The 22575-nt window shown below is 50.2% G+C and carries 27 protein-coding genes; 6 read left to right on the top strand and 21 right to left on the bottom strand.

The window, feature by feature from the left end; all coding sequences use genetic code 11:
• Positions 1-3: 3 nt before the first annotated feature.
• Together NFS35_RS15240 and NFS35_RS15235 are read right to left on the bottom strand one after the other, a co-directional pair.
• Positions 4-2349, bottom strand: coding sequence for an ABC transporter permease (locus NFS35_RS15240; protein ID WP_251207985.1), 2346 nt, complete (start codon positions 2347-2349; stop codon positions 4-6).
• A gap of 2 nt (positions 2350-2351) precedes the next feature.
• Positions 2352-3110, bottom strand: a complete 759-nt coding sequence (locus tag NFS35_RS15235; RefSeq protein WP_251207984.1) for an ABC transporter ATP-binding protein — start codon at positions 3108-3110, stop codon at positions 2352-2354.
• 201 nt (positions 3111-3311) lie between these two features.
• Between NFS35_RS15235 and NFS35_RS15230 the strand changes: the two genes are divergently transcribed.
• Complete coding sequence (locus NFS35_RS15230; protein ID WP_251207983.1) at positions 3312-3872, top strand: helix-turn-helix domain-containing protein; 561 nt, start codon at positions 3312-3314, stop codon at positions 3870-3872.
• 394 nt (positions 3873-4266) lie between these two features.
• On the opposite strand, the gene NFS35_RS15225 is transcribed toward NFS35_RS15230, so the two are convergent.
• The 6 genes from NFS35_RS15225 to NFS35_RS15200 form a co-directional block, all read right to left on the bottom strand.
• Positions 4267-5562, bottom strand: coding sequence for a HAMP domain-containing sensor histidine kinase (locus tag NFS35_RS15225; protein WP_251207982.1), 1296 nt, complete (start codon positions 5560-5562; stop codon positions 4267-4269).
• Positions 5559-6254, bottom strand: a complete 696-nt coding sequence (locus tag NFS35_RS15220) for a response regulator transcription factor (RefSeq protein ID WP_251207981.1) — start codon at positions 6252-6254, stop codon at positions 5559-5561. Before NFS35_RS15220 ends, NFS35_RS15225 begins: the two co-directional genes overlap by 4 nt.
• A gap of 35 nt (positions 6255-6289) precedes the next feature.
• Positions 6290-7360, bottom strand: coding sequence for an SGNH/GDSL hydrolase family protein (locus NFS35_RS15215; protein WP_251207980.1), 1071 nt, complete (start codon positions 7358-7360; stop codon positions 6290-6292).
• A gap of 148 nt (positions 7361-7508) precedes the next feature.
• Positions 7509-8117, bottom strand: coding sequence for a hypothetical protein (locus tag NFS35_RS15210; RefSeq protein ID WP_251207979.1), 609 nt, complete (start codon positions 8115-8117; stop codon positions 7509-7511).
• A gap of 631 nt (positions 8118-8748) precedes the next feature.
• Complete coding sequence (locus tag NFS35_RS15205) at positions 8749-8958, bottom strand: hypothetical protein (protein WP_251207978.1); 210 nt, start codon at positions 8956-8958, stop codon at positions 8749-8751.
• Between the two features lie 93 nt (positions 8959-9051).
• On the bottom strand, positions 9052-9234 hold the full coding sequence (locus tag NFS35_RS15200; protein WP_251207977.1) for a hypothetical protein: 183 nt from the start codon (positions 9232-9234) through the stop codon (positions 9052-9054).
• Between the two features lie 556 nt (positions 9235-9790).
• On the opposite strand from NFS35_RS15200, the gene NFS35_RS15195 reads away from it, so the two are divergent.
• Positions 9791-10255 carry a DUF6985 domain-containing protein gene (locus NFS35_RS15195; RefSeq protein ID WP_251207976.1) on the top strand — a complete coding sequence of 155 codons (465 nt, stop codon included), beginning with the start codon at positions 9791-9793 and terminating at the stop codon, positions 10253-10255.
• A 75-nt stretch (positions 10256-10330) separates the two neighbouring features.
• On the opposite strand, the gene NFS35_RS15190 is transcribed toward NFS35_RS15195, so the two are convergent.
• The 6 genes from NFS35_RS15190 to NFS35_RS15165 all read right to left on the bottom strand — a co-directional run bounded on the left by NFS35_RS15190 (position 10331) and on the right by NFS35_RS15165 (position 15456).
• Positions 10331-10942: a hypothetical protein gene (locus tag NFS35_RS15190; protein ID WP_251207975.1), complete on the bottom strand. Its 612-nt coding sequence runs from the start codon at positions 10940-10942 to the stop codon at positions 10331-10333.
• Complete coding sequence (locus NFS35_RS15185; protein ID WP_251207974.1) at positions 10887-11330, bottom strand: hypothetical protein; 444 nt, start codon at positions 11328-11330, stop codon at positions 10887-10889. The genes NFS35_RS15190 and NFS35_RS15185 overlap by 56 nt, the downstream gene beginning before the upstream one ends.
• Complete coding sequence (locus tag NFS35_RS15180) at positions 11327-12268, bottom strand: hypothetical protein (protein ID WP_251207973.1); 942 nt, start codon at positions 12266-12268, stop codon at positions 11327-11329. The genes NFS35_RS15185 and NFS35_RS15180 overlap by 4 nt, the downstream gene beginning before the upstream one ends.
• Positions 12265-13146, bottom strand: coding sequence for an ABC transporter ATP-binding protein (locus NFS35_RS15175; RefSeq protein WP_251207972.1), 882 nt, complete (start codon positions 13144-13146; stop codon positions 12265-12267). Before NFS35_RS15175 ends, NFS35_RS15180 begins: the two co-directional genes overlap by 4 nt.
• A 118-nt stretch (positions 13147-13264) precedes the next feature.
• Entirely contained in the window at positions 13265-14563 is a 1299-nt protein-coding gene (locus NFS35_RS15170; protein ID WP_251207971.1) for an ATP-binding protein, read from the bottom strand.
• A 65-nt stretch (positions 14564-14628) separates the two neighbouring features.
• Positions 14629-15456: a hypothetical protein gene (locus NFS35_RS15165; protein ID WP_251207970.1), complete on the bottom strand. Its 828-nt coding sequence runs from the start codon at positions 15454-15456 to the stop codon at positions 14629-14631.
• A gap of 277 nt (positions 15457-15733) precedes the next feature.
• On the opposite strand from NFS35_RS15165, the gene NFS35_RS15160 reads away from it, so the two are divergent.
• Positions 15734-16384, top strand: a complete 651-nt coding sequence (locus NFS35_RS15160; protein WP_251207969.1) for a hypothetical protein — start codon at positions 15734-15736, stop codon at positions 16382-16384.
• 85 nt (positions 16385-16469) lie between these two features.
• Here the strand turns inward: NFS35_RS15160 and NFS35_RS15155 are convergent, their stop codons facing one another.
• The 6 genes from NFS35_RS15155 to NFS35_RS15130 form a co-directional block, all read right to left on the bottom strand.
• Positions 16470-17192 (bottom strand): TrmH family RNA methyltransferase, encoded by a 723-nt coding sequence (locus tag NFS35_RS15155; protein ID WP_251207968.1) that lies wholly within the window; start codon positions 17190-17192, stop codon positions 16470-16472.
• A gap of 34 nt (positions 17193-17226) precedes the next feature.
• Positions 17227-17724 (bottom strand): GNAT family N-acetyltransferase, encoded by a 498-nt coding sequence (locus NFS35_RS15150; RefSeq protein ID WP_251207967.1) that lies wholly within the window; start codon positions 17722-17724, stop codon positions 17227-17229.
• 135 nt (positions 17725-17859) lie between these two features.
• On the bottom strand, positions 17860-18117 hold the full coding sequence (locus tag NFS35_RS15145; protein WP_251207966.1) for a CD3324 family protein: 258 nt from the start codon (positions 18115-18117) through the stop codon (positions 17860-17862).
• 275 nt (positions 18118-18392) lie between these two features.
• Positions 18393-18926 carry a Uma2 family endonuclease gene (locus NFS35_RS15140; protein ID WP_251207965.1) on the bottom strand — a complete coding sequence of 178 codons (534 nt, stop codon included), beginning with the start codon at positions 18924-18926 and terminating at the stop codon, positions 18393-18395.
• A gap of 210 nt (positions 18927-19136) precedes the next feature.
• On the bottom strand, positions 19137-19316 hold the full coding sequence (locus tag NFS35_RS15135; RefSeq protein ID WP_251207964.1) for a hypothetical protein: 180 nt from the start codon (positions 19314-19316) through the stop codon (positions 19137-19139).
• Between the two features lie 45 nt (positions 19317-19361).
• The gene (locus NFS35_RS15130) at positions 19362-19535 is read right to left on the bottom strand and encodes a hypothetical protein (RefSeq protein ID WP_251207963.1); all 174 of its coding nucleotides are present in this window, start codon (positions 19533-19535) and stop codon (positions 19362-19364) included.
• Positions 19536-19659: 124 nt separating this feature from the next.
• On the opposite strand from NFS35_RS15130, the gene NFS35_RS15125 reads away from it, so the two are divergent.
• The 3 genes from NFS35_RS15125 to NFS35_RS15115 all read left to right on the top strand — a co-directional run bounded on the left by NFS35_RS15125 (position 19660) and on the right by NFS35_RS15115 (position 21813).
• Positions 19660-20379, top strand: coding sequence for a MerR family transcriptional regulator (locus NFS35_RS15125; protein ID WP_251207962.1), 720 nt, complete (start codon positions 19660-19662; stop codon positions 20377-20379).
• A gap of 25 nt (positions 20380-20404) precedes the next feature.
• Complete coding sequence (locus tag NFS35_RS15120) at positions 20405-21313, top strand: DUF2268 domain-containing protein (protein WP_251207961.1); 909 nt, start codon at positions 20405-20407, stop codon at positions 21311-21313.
• A 209-nt stretch (positions 21314-21522) separates the two neighbouring features.
• Positions 21523-21813: a hypothetical protein gene (locus NFS35_RS15115; protein WP_251207960.1), complete on the top strand. Its 291-nt coding sequence runs from the start codon at positions 21523-21525 to the stop codon at positions 21811-21813.
• Positions 21814-22023: 210 nt separating this feature from the next.
• Here the strand turns inward: NFS35_RS15115 and NFS35_RS15110 are convergent, their stop codons facing one another.
• Positions 22024-22389 carry a hypothetical protein gene (locus tag NFS35_RS15110; RefSeq protein ID WP_251207959.1) on the bottom strand — a complete coding sequence of 122 codons (366 nt, stop codon included), beginning with the start codon at positions 22387-22389 and terminating at the stop codon, positions 22024-22026.
• Between the last annotated feature and the right edge of the window lie 186 nt (positions 22390-22575).

Here is a 22575-nt window from a genome sequence, read left to right as displayed (position 1 = left end):
TCCTTACTCTCCTGCCAATAAATCCACAGGAACAATCTTCCGGATCCGCAGCGACAGCAGACAGGCCAGCCCAAAGGCCAGGAGCACCATCCCGGCTCCCGACACCGCAATCAGCCCTGCGGGCACGGTAAAGGTACACTTCACGATACCGATTCCGCTCAGGAACAGCGCAGTCAGCGGATTGATGACCAGAGAGCTCACCAGAATGCCCGCTATCGTAGAGAGAATCACCGCGGGCAGAAAGCTGGCCGCTGTCTGCAGGACCAGCTGGCCTGTGGTAAAGCCCAGGGCCTTCAGGATGCCGTAGTCCCTTTTTCTGCTGTTCAGCAATGTCCTCACCAGCAGATACAGCACGAAAGCGATGGTGGCCGCGCTCAATAGGAGAATCGCCACGATGATGACCCTCATCAGCGATACATAGACCCTCGCCGAGCCCTCGATGACCGACAGGATATTGATGGCAGTGTTCATGCCGTCTCCAAGCTGCTCTTCCATTCTTTCATTGAACCCGTCTATGTCCGTTCCCTCTTTCAGATTGATGTAAAAGCTGATGCTGGAAAACGCCGCCATCCGCTCATAGCCCTCTCTGGTCAACAGACAGTCCTTGCCCAGGTTATTGGATATCTGCGTAAAGCCGCAGATCAGATAATCCGCCTCTCTCCCCTCTGCTGTCAGGGTGATCTCGTCCCCAATCTCCAGCCCTTTTTCACAGGCATACTTTGCGCCGATGGCCACTTCATTGTCGAACCTGGGAAAGCGTCCCCGATAGCAGACATCCTGGTTGTTCACCTGGGAGAAATCCTCCGCCATGGTGGCGGTCAGCGCGACCCCGTCCACATGGCGCACCTCCTCGGAATTGTACAGATAGAGCTTCGTGATATCCTCCTCCGCTTCCGCCCTCTCCCGAAGCGCCTCCTCCGCTTCTGCCTTGACATTGATACAGGAATCCGCCGTCTCCCCCACAATCAGATTGATAAAAGGAGCCATGTCCACAATCACATTTTCCACCATCAGCGCCGAGAACACCAAGACCAATGAGAGCACCAGCATCGTGGTGCAGACCGTGACATTCTGTTTCATCCCGGAAGCACAGGTCTTCAGGGCCAGCGCCAGCTGCAAAGGCGCTCCCGTCCGCTCCAGCGGCACATGGTTGCGCTTGAAACTGTGGGTCAGGACGCCCTGGCGCAAAGCGACGATAGGCTCAATCTTCCGGATTCTTCCCGCGGACAGCCATACCACAAGGGCCACGGCCCCGACCATGACGCAGAGGGTAATGGCACAGGACATGGGCAGAAAATGCAACCTGTAGGGAATCCCCGTCTGGGAGATCATCATGTCGTTCACCGCCGGGAACAGGCAATAGGAGAGACCGATGCCCGCCGCGGCAGCCAGAAGCACCACCCCCAGGAACTGCAGCAGAAGCCCCGCCACGATCTGTCTGCTCTGATATCCCACAGCCTTTAATGCCCCCAGATTCTTCATGTTCTCCTGGACATACTGGATCACATTGGAGGAGATCACCACCAGCGTGATCAGTGTCACGATAAACGCCATGGCGCTGACTACACCGGCACATATCATCTGGGAGATATAGCGGGAAGAGGACACCAGCTCATAGTTATTGCTGAGCAGCCTGACGGACTGGTATCTGGCGGATACCTTGTTTTTCACCGCCGCTTCAAAATCCTCGCTCTCCGCCTTATCCCGGATCCGCACCGAAACATAAGTGGATGTCGGCGCATAGCCCGCTTCTTCCAGCTCCTCATATTTGTCCGCCGTCAGCAGCAGCGCGCTCATGGCGCAATTGTGGGATCCGGCCATGGCGCTGTTCAGGAACCCGCAGACCCTGTAACGCATCGTATGGTTCCCGATGGTGATTTCGACGTCCTCTCCCACGGCGATTTTCCCATCCGCCCCGTACAGCATGGGAAGATAGATGCCGCTTTTTTCATCCCCTTCCTCCACGATTTCCATTCTGCCCACCGGGCGGTTCAGGGCCGTCTCTTTTTCCATAATCACGAATTCCGTGTTGACCTCCCCTCCGTTGTAGGAGAAGTATCCCTCCATGATCAGGGCATCGTTTTTCGTATACTCCACCACACGCCCGTCCTCCCGAAAGACTTCCTCCAGGAAATCCTCCATTCCGGGGTCTCTGGCGCTGATTCCCAGCGTCACATGGCCGTCGTGGAGATTGTCAAAGCAGCGGACGAAGTTGTCTTTGTAGTCCAGGGACAGCATCAGCCCCAGGTTCAGCATGGCGGAAGCCAGCAGAATCAATACGGTGATGGCTGCCGTCTGCCCTTTGGCCCTGCGCAGATTGGACGCTGCTATCAGAATGCTTTTCCTCATGTCTACCACCCCATTTCCCCTAAGAAAGCGGCCAGTTTTTCATGCCGTGCCCTGTCGCCGGATACATATCTGCCCAGGTCGCACTCTCCCAGGAGAGCACCGTCCTTCAGGTACAGGATGCGGTTGCCCCGTCTGGCCGAGCGCATGTCGTGGGTGACCATGACCATGCTGACGCCCTGTTCATTGAACCGGCTCAGGGTGTCCAGGACGTCCAGGCCGGTCTTGGAATTCAGGGCCCCCGTGGGCTCGTCGGCAAAGACAATCCGGGGGGAATTGATCAGGGCGCGGACGATGCCCACCCGCTGGGCCTCTCCCCCCGAAAGCTGGGTGGGGAATTTCCCCCAGGATTCTTCCCGGATGTCCACCGCCTTCAGCAGCTCCTTCGCCCGGGCCAGCACTTCCTTTCTGTCCCGGTTCACCAGAAGCCCCGCCGCCAGCACATTGTCCATGACGCTCATGCCGTCGATCAGGTAGATCTGCTGGAACACGAAGCCGCAGGCCCTGCGCCTAAAGACCGCCAGCTCATCGGAACTGTAATCGGATATGACCTCCTCTCCGCAGGTAATCGTGCCCAGGGTGGGCGTATCCATCCCGGAGAGGGCGTATAAAAGCGTGGATTTCCCAGCGCCGCTGGCTCCCATGATGACGGTGAAATCGCCCTCATAGAGCTCCAGGTCGATGTTTTTCAGCACATGCTGCAGCACGCCGCCGTTTGAAAAGGATTTACTCAGGCCCTCGGTTTTCAGCAGAACTTTCTTCATGTATCAGTACCTCCGTTATGTTTCCGCGTATGCGGCCTTTACAGGTTCCATTTTCCCATTTCAATCCTTAAATGTCTTTACTCAATCCTTAAAAATACCTTAAATGCAAGATTAGGTATTGCATTCAGAACACCAATATGCTATTATTTTCTATGTAAATAGCAAATACACCACTTTGTTGTTTCGGAAAGGACTGTAACTATGGCGCGTTTTCCGGAAATACTAAAACAATTAAGGCTTAAGCATGGCTTGACCCAGACTGCGCTCGCGAATGAACTTCATGTGACACAAAACGCTGTTTTCAACTGGGAAAACGCAAAGCGTGAGCCCGGCCTGGATATGCTTCAGAAAATAGCTGATTACTTCAAAGTATCGGCAACATATCTTCTGGAAAACGAGGAGAGCTATTATAGATTTTTCGGAGATCTCTATGAAATCGCAAACGGCAAAATATCGCAAACGGCAAAGCCGCTTTCTCCTGATGGCGCTCCCAGGGAAACGATTTCTGAAACCGAAGCATCCCCGGCAGAGTTTTCAGTCAGAGACGAAAACGGACTCCCTCTTATGACAATGGAATTTGAGAAAAACAGCAACTTCCATGCCCGTATGGCGGCATATGCCAAACTGCTTCAAAAGCAGCGCGAATGGTACGAAAGCACATGTGCGCCCCTGAATGAGGAAGGACAGAGAAAAGTCGCCGAATATGCGGCAACTCTTTCCGAAGCAGCCAGGTATCAAAAACCTCCGAATGAACCGGCATAGGACAGCTCTCCTGAATCAAAAATGCACTATGAGAATACAATACTTGATTACAGGGTTCGCGAAACGGTTCCTGTAATATGCTTACCCGGGCAGCCGGGGGACGTGCTCTCACCCATTCCCAGTCCTGCGGAAGGTGGTGATTATTATGAGTACATACGAGGAATTCATGGTCATCCTGACCATGGCGCTGCTGATTGTGGCAATTCTGAATCTGAAAAATAAGAAATAGCCGTCCCGCTCACTAGCAATGACTGGACGACTATTTCTTGATGCCTAATGTAGTTATTCGCCGGGACGGGTGACTCGCACTCACCTTTCGGCTGCCCTGCTAAGCATATTATACATAATTTGCAGCATAAAATCAACCAAAAATATTTTTGCAGCTTTATCCGGGTCATTTGCTCAGGCAGATGGCAACCGTCACTCTCAGGCCATTTTCCCCATTCTCCACCAGGAGCTCCCCTCCCATCTCTTTCATGAAGTAATCGGAGATATAGAGCCCAAGCCCCGCTCCCTCCAGATTCCCAGTATTGCTGCCGCGCCTGAATTTTTCTTTCAAAAAGGGCAGTTCCTCCTCTTTCACGCCCCCGCCACAGTCTTCGATGCAGACGGCCAGGTATCCGTTCTCCCGCCGCAGAGTCACGTCAATCTTCCTGTTTTCCGGAAAGGTACCTGTCCCCTGAGGTGCACCTACGCCGTATTTATAGGAGTTGGCGAAGATATTGTCGAACACCTGCTGCAGCCGGAGCCTGTCCGCATGCAGCAGGCACTCCGGAATGGTCGGAACCGCCGCATAGCTGAAATAGTCCGCGCTTTCCAGCATGGCCGCCAGTTCGCTGCTCTCCATGTCCACAGGCGCCACGGTAAGCTGCTCCAGCTCCTCCAGCGTGGCAGTGAACAAATTAGAGACAAGCGCGTCTATCTGATCTGCTTTACGGATGATTTGTCCATAATTCTCCCGGGTCTTTCTTTCGCTGGCCAGGGCCGCTCCCACCTCGGCAGCGGCCTTGATGCTGGCCACCGGCGTCCTGATATCGTGGGACAGCTTTGCCACCAGTTCCTTTTTCTCAGCATTGGCTTTCGCCTCTGCCATCCGGGCCTTTTTCAGCTCATCCCGCATAATGTCAAAACTCTCCGTAAAGGCCCCAAACAGATTTTCCCTGTCCATGGCAAGGGGGACGTCCAGATTGCCCCCGGCGACCCGCCTGGCGAAATCCTTTAATTTCCGGAAAGGCCTGATGATGACGCGCCTCAGGTAAAACAGGTACCAGACGCAGAGGGCCCACTGGACCAGCGCGCTCCCCGCCATGGCAAGCGTCACCGTCCGCTTCCGGGACTCCAGAATCCCGGAGCTGTCATTGAACACTATCAGCCTGCCCGCCACACCCCCCTCTTTCTCAATGTCCAGAATCGTGTCTCTGTGAACGATTGCCCGGTTGACGCTCTCGCTTAATCCTGCGCCTGTCCGGTACAGCACGTTCCCCTCTGTGTCCAGAACCACATAGGATAAATCTGTCCGGTTCTCATGGCTCTCCAGTCTGTCCCAGTCCGCCCGCACCGACTGCAGCGCTTCGTTTACTGCCACTGCATCCTGAAAGCTGTCCGTCTCCTGCAGCGCGAAAGAAAGGAGCAGGGTCAGCCATATCGCCAGGATGAATATCTGGGCGATTATAAAAGTACGTTTTTTCATCCGTCTCCTTTACAGAATCTGTACCCGTCTCCCCAGACCGTGAGGATATGTTCCGGATTTCCAGGCTCCTTTTCGATTGCCTCCCGCAGTCTGCGGATGTGCACGTTCAATGTGCCGTCCCCTGTGAATCTGTCCTCCCAGACTTTTTCAAACAGTTCCCGCTTGGCGACCACCCTGTCCTCATTCCGCACCAGGTAAGACAGCAGCCTGAACTCCAGGGCCGTCAGCTTCACAGGTCTGCCCTCCACTGACACCTGTCTGGTCTCAAAGTCGATTTCCAGCCTGCCGCAGCGGTAGCTCTCCTTTTCCCGGCAAGAGCTCCCCTGGCGTCCATAGCGCTTCAGCACCGCCTGCACTTTGGCCAGCAGCACTCCCAGCGAATAGGGCTTCTGCACATAGTCGTCCCCTCCGATATGCAGCGCCATTATCTTGTCGTCATCGCTGCTCCGGGCGGAGATGAAGAGGATGGGAATCTCTGTCTTTTCCCGGAGTTCCCTGCACAGGGCAAAGCCGCTGCCGTCCCCCAGGTTGATGTCCAGCAACAGAAGCTGTGCCGTATCCGTCTCAAAAAACTTCCGGCACTGTGCCGCGCTGTAGGCCACCGCCGTATTGACGCCGAAGAGATTGAAATACTCCGCCGTACTGTCCGCAAGCAGTTTTTCGTCATCTATAATCAGACAATCATATTGCATTCTCAGTTTCCTTTTCCTCGGGCAATCATCTATGGCTACACCAAAGACAGGCAATGCCGCACTACTTCCCCAATCACCTCCGCCATCCGAAAGAAGCCCAGGTCATTGGGATGGCAGCCGTCCACTGTGCAGTCATAGCGCCTGTTGCCGTTAAAGAGCTGGTATCCATCCACATAGAAGACGCGATCATCGCCGTTTCTCAGGGCTTCTATGTAGGTCTGATATATCACGTCCCGGCGTCTCACGCTATCCATATCCGCCAGCCGGATATCCGGCTGGGAGATAAAAATGATTGGCGTCTTAGGATTCGATTTCCGATAGCGCCTGTACAGCGCGGGATGGGTGCGCTCCAGATGCTCCCTGTCCGGCGCATTGTGGTCATAGTCGCAGACGAACACGCTGGCTTCGATGTCGGCCAGATAATCCGCCATCACGGGCTCTCCCTTTGCGCTGCCCGAAAAGCCCAGGCAGATGAAGTCCACATTGTTCTCTCTGGAGATTGCCAGAGGATAGTGGTTGCCCGGCCTGCTGGCGCAGCCTCCCTGGGTGATGGAGGAACCGTAGTACAGAATCGGTTTCCGGGAACGGTATTTCCTTCCATGCTCCACCTGCGCATTTTCATCCAGGCCGATATACAGCTGTGAGATTCCGCTGTACAGAGGAAGATTTATCGTGATTTCGTTCATCCCGGCATTATAAACATACAGCACGGACTCGAAGTCCTCAGGGGATTCCACAGGCGGCACGAAAGTCCCCTTGAACACGTCCGCTTCCCCATCATGGACATACAGATCCAGGCCGTGGCTGCCGGTCAGGGGCATATGGGGCATGAAGCACTGTCCCGTAAGCTTTGCTTTCACCGCCACATAGGGGGAATCCGTCCGGAAACGGATGCGCCCTCCCGCTGTGTGGGCGCTCAGATCCCGGACTCCCTGGCTCACCTGCTCCGCTGTTTCTCCGGGCATGCGCCTGTAGGCGCCTGTCTCCCTGGGCCGGTACAATCCGTAGATGTCAAAGGGCTCCTCCAAGGCATTCCGGTATCTCAGGCCCTTGATGTCCAGCCTGGTTTCCACCGCAAGATTGTGGTCAATCTCTCCTATTTTCATTCTGCTTTCCTTTCCTGCCATATCCGATTTTAAATGTAAAGACATTATACTATAGCATGAAGTATTATACCACCCGCAAAAGAATGTGTAAAACCCTGTCTTAGGCTTTTGGTGATTCCCCGCATATCCTGATTTTGCACCCATGAATTCACTCATAGACATAGTCGGTGCAGATACTCATATGATCAATATAGTCGCCTAATTGGGAGCTGATCATTCCCCACACCAATTCCTGCCATGTGACTCCGTCATCATTTGTCAGTACATACCTTGTGTATGACTTATAGACTGCGTCCGAACTTTCTGCGGGCCCTTCATATTTCAAAAGGTATGGATAATTTCTAATAATCTCCTCCCCGTCTTCGTACCAACGGATTGTATATTGTTCTCCGTCAAAAGACAAATCAAGAACATACAGGCGCGGATAACCGGCTTTGAGAGCTTCATAGGATTCCGGGTCGTATCCGGACGGGTCGTCGGGCGAATAATAATCCGCAAGCCTTACCTTATCTGCCTTGCCTGACTTCGTGGTATCATAGAATTCCTCAAATCTTTCTTTGCCTTGTGTTATGTCCCCGTCTTCATGGGTAATACAGCCGTCTTTTTTTGCCTGTTCCAGGCTATAATCCTCTGGAAGCTCCTCCAATGGCGCCAGGCCGTCTGATTGCCCGCAGCCAGTCATGGCAGGCACAAGCAGAACAGAAAGGATAAGCACGATATGTTTTCTTATGGGAAATCCTCCGGTTTTGCACTTCATGTACTGGCACCCCCTCTTTTCTTGTACGTTTCCAGTATACGTTGCAGAATGGCATATGTAAAGGGGCGAAGCTCTACTATCAGAATAAACGCATGAACAAAAATAAGCAGACAACATTTTTGACTCCTGTTCTTTGGGAGAAAATATTGTGGATTATGGATAAAACTGGTAAAATCTAAGAACGATATTTCCTGTGCAGCATCAAGCCCAGTGCAGAGCTGTTTTCTATTGTCGCACGCAGGCACTGGAATATATAGAAAACAACCTGCACTGGACACTTGATATAGTTTTCAGGGAAGACAGGCCACGCTCCAAAGAAAAGAACGGAATACACAATCCTGGCCCGATCAGAAGATTTGTCCTGTTTATAATAAAGCTGTTGAAAGCTTACTATCATAGGAGCATGAAACGAATCCGTAGTAAGATAGGCAGAAACTACGATAACGATATGATGGATGCAATTGACGAGCTTGCCAAATAATAATATTCTTCGAAGCAGAAAGCCCTGGGGAGCAGATAGCGCAATTACAGGAACATATGGCAGCGGGGCCGGCCTTTTCGGATGTGCGGTGATGCCCGCGCCCGCTATACAATGGTATGGTGATGCCACTACATGATGATGCAATAGCCGTCACTCCTGTGTTACGGTACAGGAACCGGAGCTGGATTGTACCTCATTGCTTGACTGTGCATGTTCGTCAAACTCTTTCTGGCTGTACTTTTCTATCCCTGTCAATGTCCCGTATCCGTCGGCGTTGGGTTTCGCAAAGTCACGGATGGTATAGATGTCTATGGTCCCGCCGTTGGCGCTTTCATTATTATCTGATTGCCCTGGATTCACAGTCTGCCCTGTTCTGCGGCCTGTTGCCCGCTCTCCGGAACTGCTCCTTCTGCAGGCACCGATGGGGCACAGAGCGAGAACATCCTTTTGCCGCTATTCAATTTTCAAATCCTCAACTACAACGCCTAATGCTTCAAGCTTTGCTTTCAGTTCTCTTTCCTGATTTCTGATTTCCTTATCCTTGTCCTCTGATACCTTGACGCGCTGTAAGTTCATATATGCGCTTATAAACATCGTCTTCTGCTCTTTCTCGGTCATTTCTTCTAATGCCTCCATATTTTTAATCTCCTTTCCGTTAAGTTCTTGCCATTCCTTGACTTCATATATAGTATAACATTTAGACATCCAAAAGCCAATACCTTTTTGATAATGTCCGACTTCTTTTTCTATTTTCTGACTATTTGATGTCCTTTTCTGATATAGCCTATTTTTGAGCGAAGCCAGTGCATATCCAATAAGTGTATAATGGGAAAGTGCAAAAAGAGTACCGAACACAAAGACTGGTAACTATGATTTCCTTTCTTTATATTTGTTCCCGACAATATAAATCGGGATGAAAACCCCCCTATAGTAAGGAACAAACCGAAATACAAATCAATCATATCCCGCAAGATTCCCGTGAAAAGCAGAGTCAGTAGAATCGCGCCCTAACTTGACAGGCCGCAGTCTTTCCGCCATTTCAGGTATGCCCGCTCCAGCTTTTCGGCATACGGGTCATCTGCTGCTTTGGCGGCGGCTTTTGCGCAAAATGACAGAGGGCCTTGTGCACTTCAAGAAAAAGCTGTATAATGAAAGCCATGGTGTGGATCAATAAAGAACAGGAGGGAGAAAAATGCCAGAGAATTTATTATTAAATCCAAAAGAATTCAAAATTGTAGAGTTAGACGAAGATGGAGGGAAAGGTGCCCTTTCCTGCAAAAGGCTGATAGAGAACTGGACGCCCCAGCTGGAAACCGAAATGCTGGAGGCCTTTATACGCCTGTATTATGATGACATGTATGGAGACTGGGGACCTGATGACGAGGAAGAAAGCAAAGAATATTGGCCGGAAATCGAATTGCCTGCAGACCTTATAAAACACATAGGCACGGATGTTACTCTTTATGCTCTGGAAGACGCAGTCTATGCCAGAAGCAAAACAGGCCATCCCCCATATGAGTCGCAAAATGTTGCTGTATGCGTCATATTGTCCCTCAATTGTCCGTGGGATGAAGAACATGGCTGGGCTGCTGTTTTTATAGAGGAAAAATTTGTTAAAGTCGACCGCGACATTGTTGATTGTGTCTGGCTGGATTAATTTCGCTTTCTGTAAATATCGGTCTTCGCTGCCCTATATCCAGATAATGCGCAAATTCCAACCATGCATCCTCAACTATCGGCCGCCTGGTCTGCCCACAGCAAAGAGAATCGCTGCCGCTGCGCCGAAGAGAAATAACAGCAGCGGCGGCTGAATCCCATTTGTGACAGCCCTGAACAAGGAGCCACCGCCCCTTGCTTGTACCGCAAAGCAGAAAACAAACGCCCCCAAATACCCGGCAACGACATTTTTCATAGCAGAAGCGCAAAGCAGACCTGTGAACCCGAGGACCATGCACGCTGCCAATGTCCGAAAAGCATACGCCCCAACCGGGAATGTACTCCCGCGGACGGCCATGGAAACCTCAAAAATCAGAATCAGCCCCAAAGCCCCGACCGCGGAAATCCCAATCCGCAGAGCCGCCACGGCCCGGAGAGGAAACGGACGCAGGGCGACTATGCTGTATAAGTCCTCTGATTGTTCCCGGTAAAGCAGCGGCGTGAACATGGGAATCCCAATCAATGCCGTCATCCGTTCCAGGCAGTCGGCAGATTTGACGCAGTCCAGATTTGCTGTCCCGTAAATCAGCGGAATCACCAGCAGCAGCAGAATAGACGGAATCAGTGTATGCTTATGGTTTATACGTACATTTGACTTTAAAACCGTTAAAAAATTTTCGTTTTTCAAAGATGCCCACTCCTTTCCGCCTTGTCTCATATACAATAATCGCAAGCGCCACGAACAGCAATGCCATACCGGAAATGGCAGCCCTGTTCAGAGTCAGCATAGGAAGATTCTCCGTCATCCGCCCATACCCTTTCAATGTGTTATGGCGTATAATCAAGTCGAACAAGCTATAATTCCCGCCCGCGATTTTGCCCATGGACGGTCTGCCAGTCAGCCAGAGGAGCCCTGTAAACAGGATACCGGAATAGTTCTCGGTCAGTATGGTCAAAAACAGCCCCATAGCCATCACAAGCATCACTGTGGGCAGTATCCATAGCAAGGCATATTTTACAAAGGCGAATACATCCGGCTGTATTCCTGTTTCCTTGCAGAACCGTACCAGCGTCACCAGAGACCTGGCCGGAAAGATAAGTCGGGCAGCATCACCATACAGACAGCTGCCGCAAAGCGGGTGCAGACCAGCCTTGCGCCGAGAACCGTCCGCGGGTACACCAGCGCCTGCATCCTCCGGTTCTTATCCTTCATCATCAGTTCAACCATCACAAGGGCAGGCAGTCCCAGAACCACCAGGGATATGCTATCGCAGTAATACCTTGCAAACGCTCCCGTCACATGGTCGCTTTCATAGAATTCCCTGTGCTGCCGCTCCGTCATCGGACTGCTCTCCATATCATTTCCGCAGTAATACAATTCCAGCATCTCCCCGCTGAAACAGGAACCTCGCCCAATCATGGCGTCCACCTCTCCCATGATTTCCTGAAAGCGGTCAAAGGGAACCGATGCTTCCGCTATTTCTGCACTGTTTTCCGTATATTTCCAATCGCCTGGTTCTATGACATATTGTCCGTTTCCCGCCATGCTCCCCTGTCCCGGCTCCAAAACGTAAGCACCGCCGCCGGAAATCCGGAACTCTTCTTCGCCGCTCTCTTCTGCTGCCCCGTTTATGGCTTCTTCCCCCATTCCGGTCAGCTCCTCCAGATAGGAAAGGATTACCCTCTGCCCCTCTTCGGACAGCGTCTTCGTTTTTACATATCCGAAAGGATAATATTCATAAGCATTTTTCTGGTAACTTTCCAAAAGCCGCGCCACAGCCCCGGCCATCATATTCTCCTGTATCTCCCTATCAGTCAGCCCGCCGGAATCCCTGGCGTATACGCCATCCGCCGCTGTATAAAATACGGATGAGGGGTCGTCCTTCTGGCGAAGCTCACTTTCCACCGTCTCATCCAACGGACGGACGCCCGCAAAAAACAATACCAGAACGAACAGCCAATACAGAATCCCCCTTGCCGTTTTTCCGCACTCCATCAGAAACAGCTTCATCACTCCCCCACCTCCTGTTCCTGCCGGCGCAGCAGCTCCATATAACCGTCCCATGCCGTAGGCACGCAGGGGACGGAACGGCCCGCTGCCGGAACGCGGTCGGCCAGGGCGCGGATCCTTACATCCGCCCCATGCCCCTGGGCAGACAGGACATGGCAATCCCTTTTGACCGACTCCTGTCCCTCTCTCGGAACCGTCACTTCAAATACTTTTCCCCCGGCCTTTTCAGCCAATTCCCCTGCCGTCCCGGCAAACAGCAGCCGCCCGGCATCCAGCACCGCCACGTTTTCGCACACTGCTTCAATGTCGCTCATGATATGGGAGGATACCAACACGGTACGGCTGTCTGCAAATTCGCCCAGCAGAGCGTAAAAGCGGAGCCTTTCCTCCGGGTCAAGCCTCGCTGTGGGCTCATCCACAATCAGTACCTGCGGGTCGTTCAGCAGAGCCTGGGCGATGCCCAGCCGCCGCTTCATCCCGCCGGACAGCCTCCCCGCCCTTTTTGTCCTGTCATCCCATAGATTGACTTTCCGCAAGAGCCGGGGAATGCGCTCCCGCCAGACCTTTCCCGGGATGCCGGAAAGCGCCGCCAGATACCCCATGACCTCCTGTACCGACATTTCCGGATACAGCGAAAACTCCTGGGGCAGATAACCGATAAAAGACCGAATCCTCTTTACATCCTCCAGAGGGATTCCGTCAAATGTGACCTGCCCGCCGGAGGGCCTGCTCAGGGTGGCAAGAATCCGCATCAGCGTCGTCTTCCCCGCGCCGTTCCTTCCTATCAGCCCGAACATGCCGTTTCCCACAGAAAAGGTAATGCCGTCCAGGGCAATCCTGTTTCCGTATCTTTTTTGCAGAGATGTAATCTTTATCTCCATGAAAAAACTCTCCTTTCTGGCGGTTTACGCCCGGGAAATGCTCAAAGCAGTTCCTGAGGAAGTGTTTTGAACAGTTCCTTATGATAGGAGAGTTTACCATCTGAAAGTCTACATTCCGTCACAATGGAGAACTTTCTTGTATTTTTATTTTCACCGTCACCCGCGCGCCGCCTTCCGGGGCATTATCCAACAGGATAGCGCCGCCATGCTTCTGCGCAAGTATTCTGCATATGGTCAGCCCGATGCCGAAATGCCGCTTTTTCCTCCCCTCCATTTTCCCTTTGTAGAAATAATCCGTCGCTTCTCTGCGCTCCCTCTCCGAAAATCCCTTGCCGTCATCCGTTACTGCTATCGTGAGGAAAGGCGCGGCAAAGGAAATCTCCACCTCTATCCGCTCCCTGCAGTACCTCAGGGCATTGTCCACAATGTTTTCCATAATCCGGAATACCGCGACGGCGGACAGCGCCACAGCCCGCTCCGGCAGATTCGCGCACAGGCAGATTTCTTTCCCGTTCTGTTCCGCCATGACAGAAAATTGCGCCCGCATTTCTTCCAAAAAGCTGCCCAGGAAGACTTCCCTGTATTCCAGGCGCATGTCCTCCAATGCCTGAACCTCGCGCACGGAATCCGCGTATTCCTCCAGCCGGACGGCGGCCTGGTTGATGTATCCCGCAATCTCCCTTGTGCCCTCCCCTGTAAGGTTTTCCTTTCCGGCATTCCTGTCCAGATACTCGCTGTAGCCTTTGATGACCGTGATGGGCGTCCTCAAATCGTGGGCGATGCTGGCATTGATTCTCTTCCGCTCCTCTACCAGCCCCCACATATAACGGTTATTCTTTACCAGTTCGCCCCGCATAGTCTCAAATGCCCTGCACAGTTCCCCCAGCTCGTCCCGCTTTTCGTAGCCCATGGTGAAATCCAGGTCGTTTTCCGCTATATGGCTTATCCCCTGTTTCAATGCCGCCAGCGGTTCTTTCAGCTTGACCCGGTAAAAACAGGTTCCGGCGCACACGATTCCCAGGCCGGAAAAGAATATGGGAAGAACCACCATCAGCGCCTCCATCATCCTGCATAACCACAGTTCTCTGCCGGTAAATTCCACAGGGGCGTTCTCTGCGTCTTCTGCATCCCCCATGCTCTCCGGCCCCGTATCCATAATGTAGTACCCGCCGTCGCCATGCTCCACCACTGCGGCATTCATCAGAAAGGCGTGGGACAAAGTAATCCGGTCATGAATCCGGGAACAGGCCCCAATATACTCCCTGTCTGTCACCCGGGCCAGCTTTGCGCGAATCCTACGGATATGCTCTTTCAGGATATCGCTGCTGCCCTCGGCGTCATATCCCCAGATTCTCTCATAAATCTTCTCCCGGTCAAAGACCTGTCCGGCACGGCGCGTTCTGCCCTCCCTCCGCAAATGCGCACAAAAAAGTCTATAAACGGTCTACACCGCTTGGGAAATTCTTTTCTGTGGAACCGATTTTATTCACTATAATCAACATAGAAAGAATACTGTGCTGTACCGCCATATCCGTTATCGGCATCCCATTCAGCCCTAACCTCATAGATGTATCCGCCCGGTTTCAGTACAATTTCGTTCCCGTTAATATCGACATTTTCGCTGTCTGCGCTTAGAACGCCCCAGTATTCATCGCTCCAGCATCGTGCACTTAATAATCTGTCAGGTTCTTCTGTAAAATTTAATGCAGCAGCTTGTTCAGTGGTTTCAAATTTGAGAAGTAAATCCTTGCAGTCCAATGGGTGCGCGCTGTCGGCCTGAGATGATGTAGTTGTGCCATCAGCTTCCGCTTTCTGCCAGGAATAAGAACCCGGCAAGGCACTGATAGATGTATTATCGCTTACAACAGCCAATGCGGGAGGTTCTTCCAGAATGATAATAGCGTCTTCCTTATCCAACAATCTGTTAGCGTAACTGTTGAGCGCCTGGCATGGCTCATATTTCGTTTTATAGCCGATACCGTCAATCACAAGGAATGGATTATATGCCATAATGCTTGTCTGCGTGCCATCGGACATTGTAAGCGTGAAAGTGACACCCTGACCATCATACTCCGTGTAAGAGTTGTCCTTGTTATAGATAACCACATCTTCCAGATATTCAACCAACTCTTTTATCTCAGTAATTTGAATCGTCTTATCCGGCGGTGTCAGCCGTACTGTTGCCAATATGATCTGAGACGCATCTAAGTTCCTGTACGGCTTTTCGCCTCTGCCAATGAGCAATGCCACTCCTGCAACACATACTACCAACACGCAGATCATTAAAACGATACCCTTTTTTCTTCTCATAATCCAGCCCTCCTTTATTATTGGTCTTCTATAATATTAGACGCAAAAAGTCGGAGGAAGTTTCATCATTTCCGATTCCCTCAGCCAGGATGGGAAAATGGAATATCCTTTATAATTTTTCAATTTTCTTCCCTATCGGAATTGTGTGTTCATCGAAAATAGATTATAATGATACTGGCATATCGGAGTTTGTACAGTACTGTACTGCGCAGAATATGAAAAAAGCATCTCATTACAGAATTGTACGGGCCCGAAATATCCCGGAAAGGAAACGAAAATGAATAAGAAGAAAACAATACTCCTGGCAATGATGCTCCTGATTGCCCTCAGCGGCTGCGCTGTCCCCGGAAACAGCGGAAAGTCCCTGTATGAACATGGCATGGACGTAATCTTGCTCATGGAGGAGATGGTGGACAGCAGCAGTTATGGGAGCCTTATGAGCGGCGCAGCTGAAATCGAACAGATGCGCCAGACACTTGCCACCGGGGACTACGCCGCTCCCCAAGCGGTCTATGAAATCGAAGTTCCTACACTGGGAGATATGCTTGCCTACGCAGAAAGCGACACCGTCACCGAGTCTTTTTCGGATTCCCTGAAAAAACTGCTCGATAACCGAAGCGCCTCTTCCTTGGTCAGCCTGATCAACTCACGCAGCGGGACTGCCGCCCTTGCAACCTCTTCCGTATATACGGCATCCAAAACTTTCGTCAACAGCGAGACCAAAGAGAGCACAATCTATCTGTATACATTCCAAAACGGCAATCCCATCGCGGTCGTCTTCACTACCGGAGAGGACAGCACAGTCACGGCAACCGGCACTTTCCTCATGGCGGATGGGTTTGACGCAGCCTCCGTAGAGCAGCTCCAGGCTCTGTTCCAAGAAGCCGGATTCCCCGGTGCTATCCGGCTGCTGCCTGACGCGCCCTGATACGGTTTATCAGTGCCCTCGCTATTTTCAGGCATACCGGCACAAGAGCCGGATTCTTTTCCGGCTCTGCTGTTTTCCTGTGCAATTATTCCGAAAATGAATTTGCGGCAATGCCGAATGCTACTGATAAGTTAAGGGAATCAATTTCATTATTATGTTCGATATATATGCTGTCCCCATAATCGCGAAAAAAGCCCGGAAGCCCCGAACCCTCATTGCCAAAGACAAGAGAAAAGGGATTTTTCTGTTGCCTTTCTTTCATATCCTTTAAATTGATTTTACCGTCCAGCATAAATAAATACATTTGATGGTTTGAAAATTTCTGTCTGTACTGTTCAAACGAATCATAATATGTAAATCGGACATGAAAAAAAGCGCCCATTGAAGATCGAATTGTTTTTGGATTGTATATATCAACACCGGGTTTGATAATAACATAGTCCTTAAATCCAAATCCCAGCCCTGTCCGTAAAATTGTGCCCAGATTTCCCGAATCACTGGGATTGACCAAAACAACATGTGGCCTTCCAGGTTCAACATTCATATCATGTTTGTCAAATATCCCTATAACATAAACATTTTCTTTCATCGATAAACGACCAAAAACCTTTTTATTGATTTCGACAGGCAACTGCGCTTCATTACAAATTTCAAAAATATTGTATTTGTCATGTTTTGGCACATAATCAGGATGAACATATATTTTCCGTATATGATACGAGTCCTTTTGGGCAATCAATTCAATTGTAAGGGCCATTCCCAATGTATAGGAATAGGCCGCATCATGTTTGTATCGCCTGATTTCCATAATGTTCACTCACCTGTCTTTCCGCATAAGCAGCCTATCTTTTCTTCCAATACGTCCATTTCGCCGCATGTTTATAGCCGATTTTTTGATAAAAACCATTCTCTCCGCCCATCATGTGGGTGGCGCCCAGTTTTTTCGTTTTACGGTACATTTCCGATAAGGCCGCAGCCGCCAGACCTCTGCCGCGGTACTCGGGAATCGTGCAGAGGGGTTCCATATAAGCCGGTTTGTTTTGCGGAGTCCACCACATTCCCGCGCGGCATGCATACTCCCCTTGTTCATCGGCGATTATGACGTCAAGCTCCGCCGTCCCATGAGGGGCTGTCTGTATCAGGTAATTGGCCTGTTCATATTGACGGTTCCATGGGCCCTCCCTCTCCTCATGGTCGAAGCCTTTCCAGCAGCACTTGCCTATCTTGTCCATATCATATTCTTCCGGCTCCACAAAACAAAATCCCTCCGGCAGCATAAACTGATAAATTCTCCCGCAATCACCCAATACACTGAATTGCCTTGTCGAAATATTTTTCATTTGCCTTTCTCCTTTCCGTTCGGTGCCGCAATACCATTGTAGGGAATCAGGGGCATGCTCGCAAGTAGAGGAAATGATTATAGTCAAACTAACTACAAAAAGACGCCCATGTCGCATCACACAGGCGCCTTTTGATTATCCGTATACTATTTTTTTGATGGTGCTATATGCCAGACCATATCGATCAGCCAAGGTATCTATGGAAAATCCCAATTGGAAAAGTCTTTGAATTTCCCTGTTTCTCTCTTGATAAAATACCCGTGAACCATTAGCAGCTCCCCATTCTTTTTTTGAAGAAGTCTTTGGAACATACAGGATTTCTCCATCCACATATGCCTGAAGCTCTTTCAACAGATATTCCGGCAATATTTCTGCTGCATTTAAATATTTCATCTTCACCGCTCCTTATTTATCTTAAAATAAATAAAGTGCAGAAACAGCAGAACATATAGCTTTATTCGCCCATACAGAAGACTATATGTCTGCTATTCTGCATGGGCAAAGAAGTCCCTGACTCCGTTTTGATACAATGCCTGTGCTCTTCGTCTCATAACATCGCTCCCCCCTGTACAAAATCTGGCCAGACTCTATTACATCTGCTCATATCTATCTTTTTTATGCATTCTTTTCAGAAATCCTGTCTCCCCGAGCCGTGGGACGCAAGGCGCTTACTCTACTTTTATAGCAAACCCATCATAGATTCCAGCCGGAACTTCTTCACCAAAATCGTACTGTTCCACTGTATCTTTCTCAAATCCATAAACCATCGTCATCTGTTTATCAGGATCGACAATCCAATATTCCCTGACTCCGGCAGTACGATATTTGAACAATTTTGTCATATAATCCCTGGGCTTACTGCTTGGAGATACAATCTCAATTACCCAATCAGGTGCACCATGACATCCTTTCTCATCTAATTTAGACAAATCACATATAACCGAGATGTCCGGTTCCACATAATTAATATCATCTTCATTCAGGAAAACTGCAAATGGAGCTGCCAATGCCTCACATTTTCCTTTCTTGCTGTCAATATAGTTTGATATTGCCTGGTGCAGCTTTCGGCTTATTTTTTGATGATTCCAACTTGGCGGCGCCATATAATAGATTTTTCCGTCAATCAGTTCTGCCCGTTCCCCATCCGGCAGCGCATAAATATCATCTATTGTATAAATATCTTCTTTTTTCAATACATCCATCCCTACACCTCCACCGCTCAAATATCTAAATTTCGTCGGCTATAGAAACAGCATTTATACTACACGTCAGTAAAACTTGCCACGAATCCCGACTGCAGACCGCCGGCAATGTGCCTTCCATCTTTCTGCCCTGAATTATGATACTTCTCTTATGAATTGTATCATACCACATAAAACCCGTCAATGAACCGAACAAAATCTCCCCCACCGTCACAATGGGATACCCAGGCATTCCTCTATAAACCCAAGCAGTATCCTGGCGCAGAGCCGCAGTATTTTGATGCCCTTCATGTCAAAATAATAATCTGTCCGATTCCCCTCATCCATGGCAAATACAGGAAGCAGCCCGCCACCGCCCCGGATGGCCATGGCGCGCACGATGCAGTCCATCCTCCCATATTGATATCCAGCCTGCAGAATTTGTCCCCAAGGTTTTCAGGCGGCATCTCTGGATTCCGTATCACAAACTGCCCAATGCCTTCCAACGGTATCCCAAGCAGGTCTGCCGCCAGCTTCTTTAAAAGTTCCGATTTCCATAAAGATTTTTACAGCTGCAGCTAGGTCGCTCTTCATCCAAAGATACGTATAGGCGCATTCCAAATATCTCACATCATGCCCTTTCCTTATCGTGACAGGCGGCCGGCTTTTCTTTGTAAATGAATAAGATATCAAAAAACCTGTTGACTATTACGCAACGTCATAGTTTATACTATTCCCAGAGGAGGAAATCCAAATGATGACAGTACACGAGGTGAGCAAGCTTGCTGGTGTGAGCATCCGCACACTCCAGTATTATGACAAAATCGGGCTTCTGCATCCGTCAAAATACAGCGATGCCGGATACAGGCTATATGCAGATACGGATTTGGAGCGGCTGCAGCAGATTCTGCTGTTCCGGGAATTGGAATTCCCGCTGAAAGACATCAGGAAAATCATGGAAAGTCCGGATTATGACAGGAACAAAGCATTGGACCAGCAGATAACGCTGCTGAAGCTAAAAAAGGACCATTTAGAGAACCTGATAGCCTTTGCGATGAAAGTGTCCCGCCAAAAACATACGGATTTTTCGGCATTTGACAGGAGCAAGCTGGAGGAATACGCCGCCCGGGCAAAAGCCGCATGGGGCGATTCCCCGGAATACAGGGAGTACCAGGAAAAATCGAAAGCCCGCACACCTGAGGAACGGCAGCTTCTGGAGGAACGGTGCATGATGATATTCCGGGAATTTGCTGCGCTCAAAGGCACCGATCCATCCTCCGAAGCCGCCCGGGCACTGGTCATAAAGCTGCAAAACTTCATGACAGAACACTTTTATAAGTGCACGGACAAGGTTCTGAGCGAGCTGGGTAAAATGTATGCCAGCGGCGGGGAGTTTACAAAAAATATCGACGCGTACGCGGGTGAGGGCACAGCGGTATTTGTGATGGAAGCCATACAGGCTTATTGTGGCTGAGGCCGGAGAACAGGAGGAGACTATTATGATTGTGAAACGTGTATATTCGCCGGATGTTTACAGAAAAATAATGACTGCGGCTCCGGAGAAAAAGGAGGACATCTACCGCTACGAATTGATGCTCCCTTTTCAGGGCAAATGGGATTGCTATCATATCCCTCTCAAGGCTTCTAAAAAAGGCGCTTATGACATCATCATGGCGAACGACAGGCTGGGGATTTTCCCGCCGTCCAAAGTGGACCTGACGACAAAGGACTGGATTGAAGCCATTTCCAGTGAGAGTCTATGGGATGCCTGCCAAAAGTCCATCGAGGACGCTCTGGAACGCTTTCTCAGCAAGGGAATCGAACTCAAGGTGCAGGAGTATCTGTTTTCTGTATTTCTGGCTAATCCGGAGAATGCTTATACGAAAATGAACGAGGGCTATTGCGGGGACGGAGGTATTCCGGGCTTTGTGATGGGATGGCTGGTTCCCACGGAAAGCAATCTGAAAAAGCTCCCTGCCGCCCTTGCCCATGAGGCAAATCATAATGTCAGGTACCAGTTCATCAAATGGACGAAAGACGTCACCCTTGGCGAGATGCTTGTGGGAGAGGGTCTGGCGGAGAACTATGCTACGGCGATACATGGGGAAGCATTTCTGGGGCCGTGGGTGAGCAAGACAGACCCCGAACTGTTGCCGCTGATAAAAGAAATCATCTATGACGGCCTGAACGCAACGGGCTTTGAAAACATCACCGCCTATCTGTACGGCGATGAAATGGCCAGGATGCAGTGCTTTCCCGAAGCAGGCCTGCCTTATTGTGCGGGATATGCCGTGGGGTACCATCTGATCAAATATTATCTCCAAAAGACCGGCATCAGCATTGAGGAGGCTACCATTCTTCCTCATGATGAGATTTTGAGGGAGGTTGAAGAATTTTGGAAAGGGTGAGGCTTCGGAACGATGTTTTTCTGATTGAGTAAATCAGGGCAATGTGGTAAAATATGACAAAGAACACGATAACATGAGATGTACCATTATCGATATGCCGAATAAATTATTGGAACATATAATAGATAAATCAACATTTACTGGAGAATGGTCATGAAAATACGATGTGTTTAACTTTCTATGGGCAAGTTCCCCGCACAGCATCTGAAATGTACGAGCATACAAAAAATGTCAATGACTATTACTTTGGGGAAATCGGCGTTGAGACTGACCATGAGGGAACCATTGCAGAATGCCGACAGCGAGGTTTTGCGCTGCTGGAAAGCCAGCCAGATTTTTTGAAGAATCCTGTCTATCTGGGCAGCTATGGCGAAGAATGGTCATTGCGAAAAGTGATGCGGCGCTTTATTTGGCATGACCGTATCCACGCAAAGGCAATGTATCGAATGGCCGTCAGAACATTTGGCGGCCACATTCCGAATTTGTTTCACTTCGTATAAAATGATAGAAACGGCGTTCCATTCTTGCCAGTCATCTCACGCCGGCAGGCATCACGTCTTTTTATCGTTCTTGCTTTTTTCTGAACTCTTACCCATTCGCTTTTGCATCGTTCGGTATACCGTTGTGACAATAGGTAGTACAAGCTTGAAGGGCGGCTCTGCCCCTTTTGCAGATTTGCCGTCTCACAGGAACTTTTTTCTCCAGGTGAATCAGCCTTCTCTCGCGAGTTCTACCCGTTTCATCTCCAGAGCCAGGAACAGGCTTCCGCAGCCGCAGGGGCTCTTCTTTTCCACCAAAATGTCGTTCAGCCGGTAGCAGATGATGGACTGGGCTTTCCGCTCAAAATCCATCACGATGGGGATGAACCGGTTCCCGTCCAGATATTCCCGCTCAATCCACACGATGTCCTCATTCAGATGGAGCGTCCCGCAGGCGCATGTGGATGCCAGGCACCCCTCCGTGCACTGGCAGACCTGGTGTATCACCTCCAGGCGGAATGCCCTCTTCAGGTAAGCCTCGTCCTCCCACTCCGGCACCTCCGCGATGGAAATCACAATCCGGGGAGTAATGCTCATGTACGGTAAAGAAGCAAGCAACCGAAAACAAGAGATAGACCGCCAGCACCACACTATTCCGAACCAAAGAAATCAAAGACCAAAAGACAAGCACCGTGGAAATGTGTATAACTTGCTTATCCTTAAGATATTTTTATCCCCATCTTTTTGAAACTGCCCGTATCCTTGGTGTTTAAACACAAAAAG

The sequence above is a fragment of the Acetatifactor aquisgranensis genome, assembly GCF_943193215.1.
Taxonomy (GTDB): domain Bacteria; phylum Bacillota; class Clostridia; order Lachnospirales; family Lachnospiraceae; genus Acetatifactor; species Acetatifactor aquisgranensis.
The sequence above is the reverse complement of the archived record's forward strand: the minus strand, read 5'-3'. Positions and strand labels throughout refer to the sequence as shown.

Bases quoted from the DNA above. Each gene is read 5' to 3' on its own strand.
- NFS35_RS15240 (WP_251207985.1), bottom strand. From the start codon at position 2,349: ATGAGGAAAAGCATTCTGATAGCAGCGTCCAATCTGCGCAGGGCCAAA.
- NFS35_RS15235 (WP_251207984.1), bottom strand. From the start codon at position 3,110: ATGAAGAAAGTTCTGCTGAAAACCGAGGGCCTGAGTAAATCCTTTTCA.
- NFS35_RS15230 (WP_251207983.1), top strand. From the start codon at position 3,312: ATGGCGCGTTTTCCGGAAATACTAAAACAATTAAGGCTTAAGCATGGC.
- NFS35_RS15225 (WP_251207982.1), bottom strand. From the start codon at position 5,562: ATGAAAAAACGTACTTTTATAATCGCCCAGATATTCATCCTGGCGATA.
- NFS35_RS15220 (WP_251207981.1), bottom strand. From the start codon at position 6,254: ATGCAATATGATTGTCTGATTATAGATGACGAAAAACTGCTTGCGGAC.
- NFS35_RS15215 (WP_251207980.1), bottom strand. From the start codon at position 7,360: ATGAAAATAGGAGAGATTGACCACAATCTTGCGGTGGAAACCAGGCTG.
- NFS35_RS15210 (WP_251207979.1), bottom strand. From the start codon at position 8,117: ATGAAGTGCAAAACCGGAGGATTTCCCATAAGAAAACATATCGTGCTT.
- NFS35_RS15200 (WP_251207977.1), bottom strand. From the start codon at position 9,234: ATGGAGGCATTAGAAGAAATGACCGAGAAAGAGCAGAAGACGATGTTT.
- NFS35_RS15195 (WP_251207976.1), top strand. From the start codon at position 9,791: ATGCCAGAGAATTTATTATTAAATCCAAAAGAATTCAAAATTGTAGAG.
- NFS35_RS15175 (WP_251207972.1), bottom strand. From the start codon at position 13,146: ATGGAGATAAAGATTACATCTCTGCAAAAAAGATACGGAAACAGGATT.
- NFS35_RS15165 (WP_251207970.1), bottom strand. From the start codon at position 15,456: ATGAGAAGAAAAAAGGGTATCGTTTTAATGATCTGCGTGTTGGTAGTA.
- NFS35_RS15160 (WP_251207969.1), top strand. From the start codon at position 15,734: ATGAATAAGAAGAAAACAATACTCCTGGCAATGATGCTCCTGATTGCC.
- NFS35_RS15155 (WP_251207968.1), bottom strand. From the start codon at position 17,192: ATGGAAATCAGGCGATACAAACATGATGCGGCCTATTCCTATACATTG.
- NFS35_RS15150 (WP_251207967.1), bottom strand. From the start codon at position 17,724: ATGAAAAATATTTCGACAAGGCAATTCAGTGTATTGGGTGATTGCGGG.
- NFS35_RS15145 (WP_251207966.1), bottom strand. From the start codon at position 18,117: ATGAAATATTTAAATGCAGCAGAAATATTGCCGGAATATCTGTTGAAA.
- NFS35_RS15140 (WP_251207965.1), bottom strand. From the start codon at position 18,926: ATGGATGTATTGAAAAAAGAAGATATTTATACAATAGATGATATTTAT.
- NFS35_RS15135 (WP_251207964.1), bottom strand. From the start codon at position 19,316: ATGGACTGCATCGTGCGCGCCATGGCCATCCGGGGCGGTGGCGGGCTG.
- NFS35_RS15125 (WP_251207962.1), top strand. From the start codon at position 19,660: ATGATGACAGTACACGAGGTGAGCAAGCTTGCTGGTGTGAGCATCCGC.
- NFS35_RS15120 (WP_251207961.1), top strand. From the start codon at position 20,405: ATGATTGTGAAACGTGTATATTCGCCGGATGTTTACAGAAAAATAATG.
- NFS35_RS15115 (WP_251207960.1), top strand. From the start codon at position 21,523: ATGTACGAGCATACAAAAAATGTCAATGACTATTACTTTGGGGAAATC.
- NFS35_RS15110 (WP_251207959.1), bottom strand. From the start codon at position 22,389: ATGAGCATTACTCCCCGGATTGTGATTTCCATCGCGGAGGTGCCGGAG.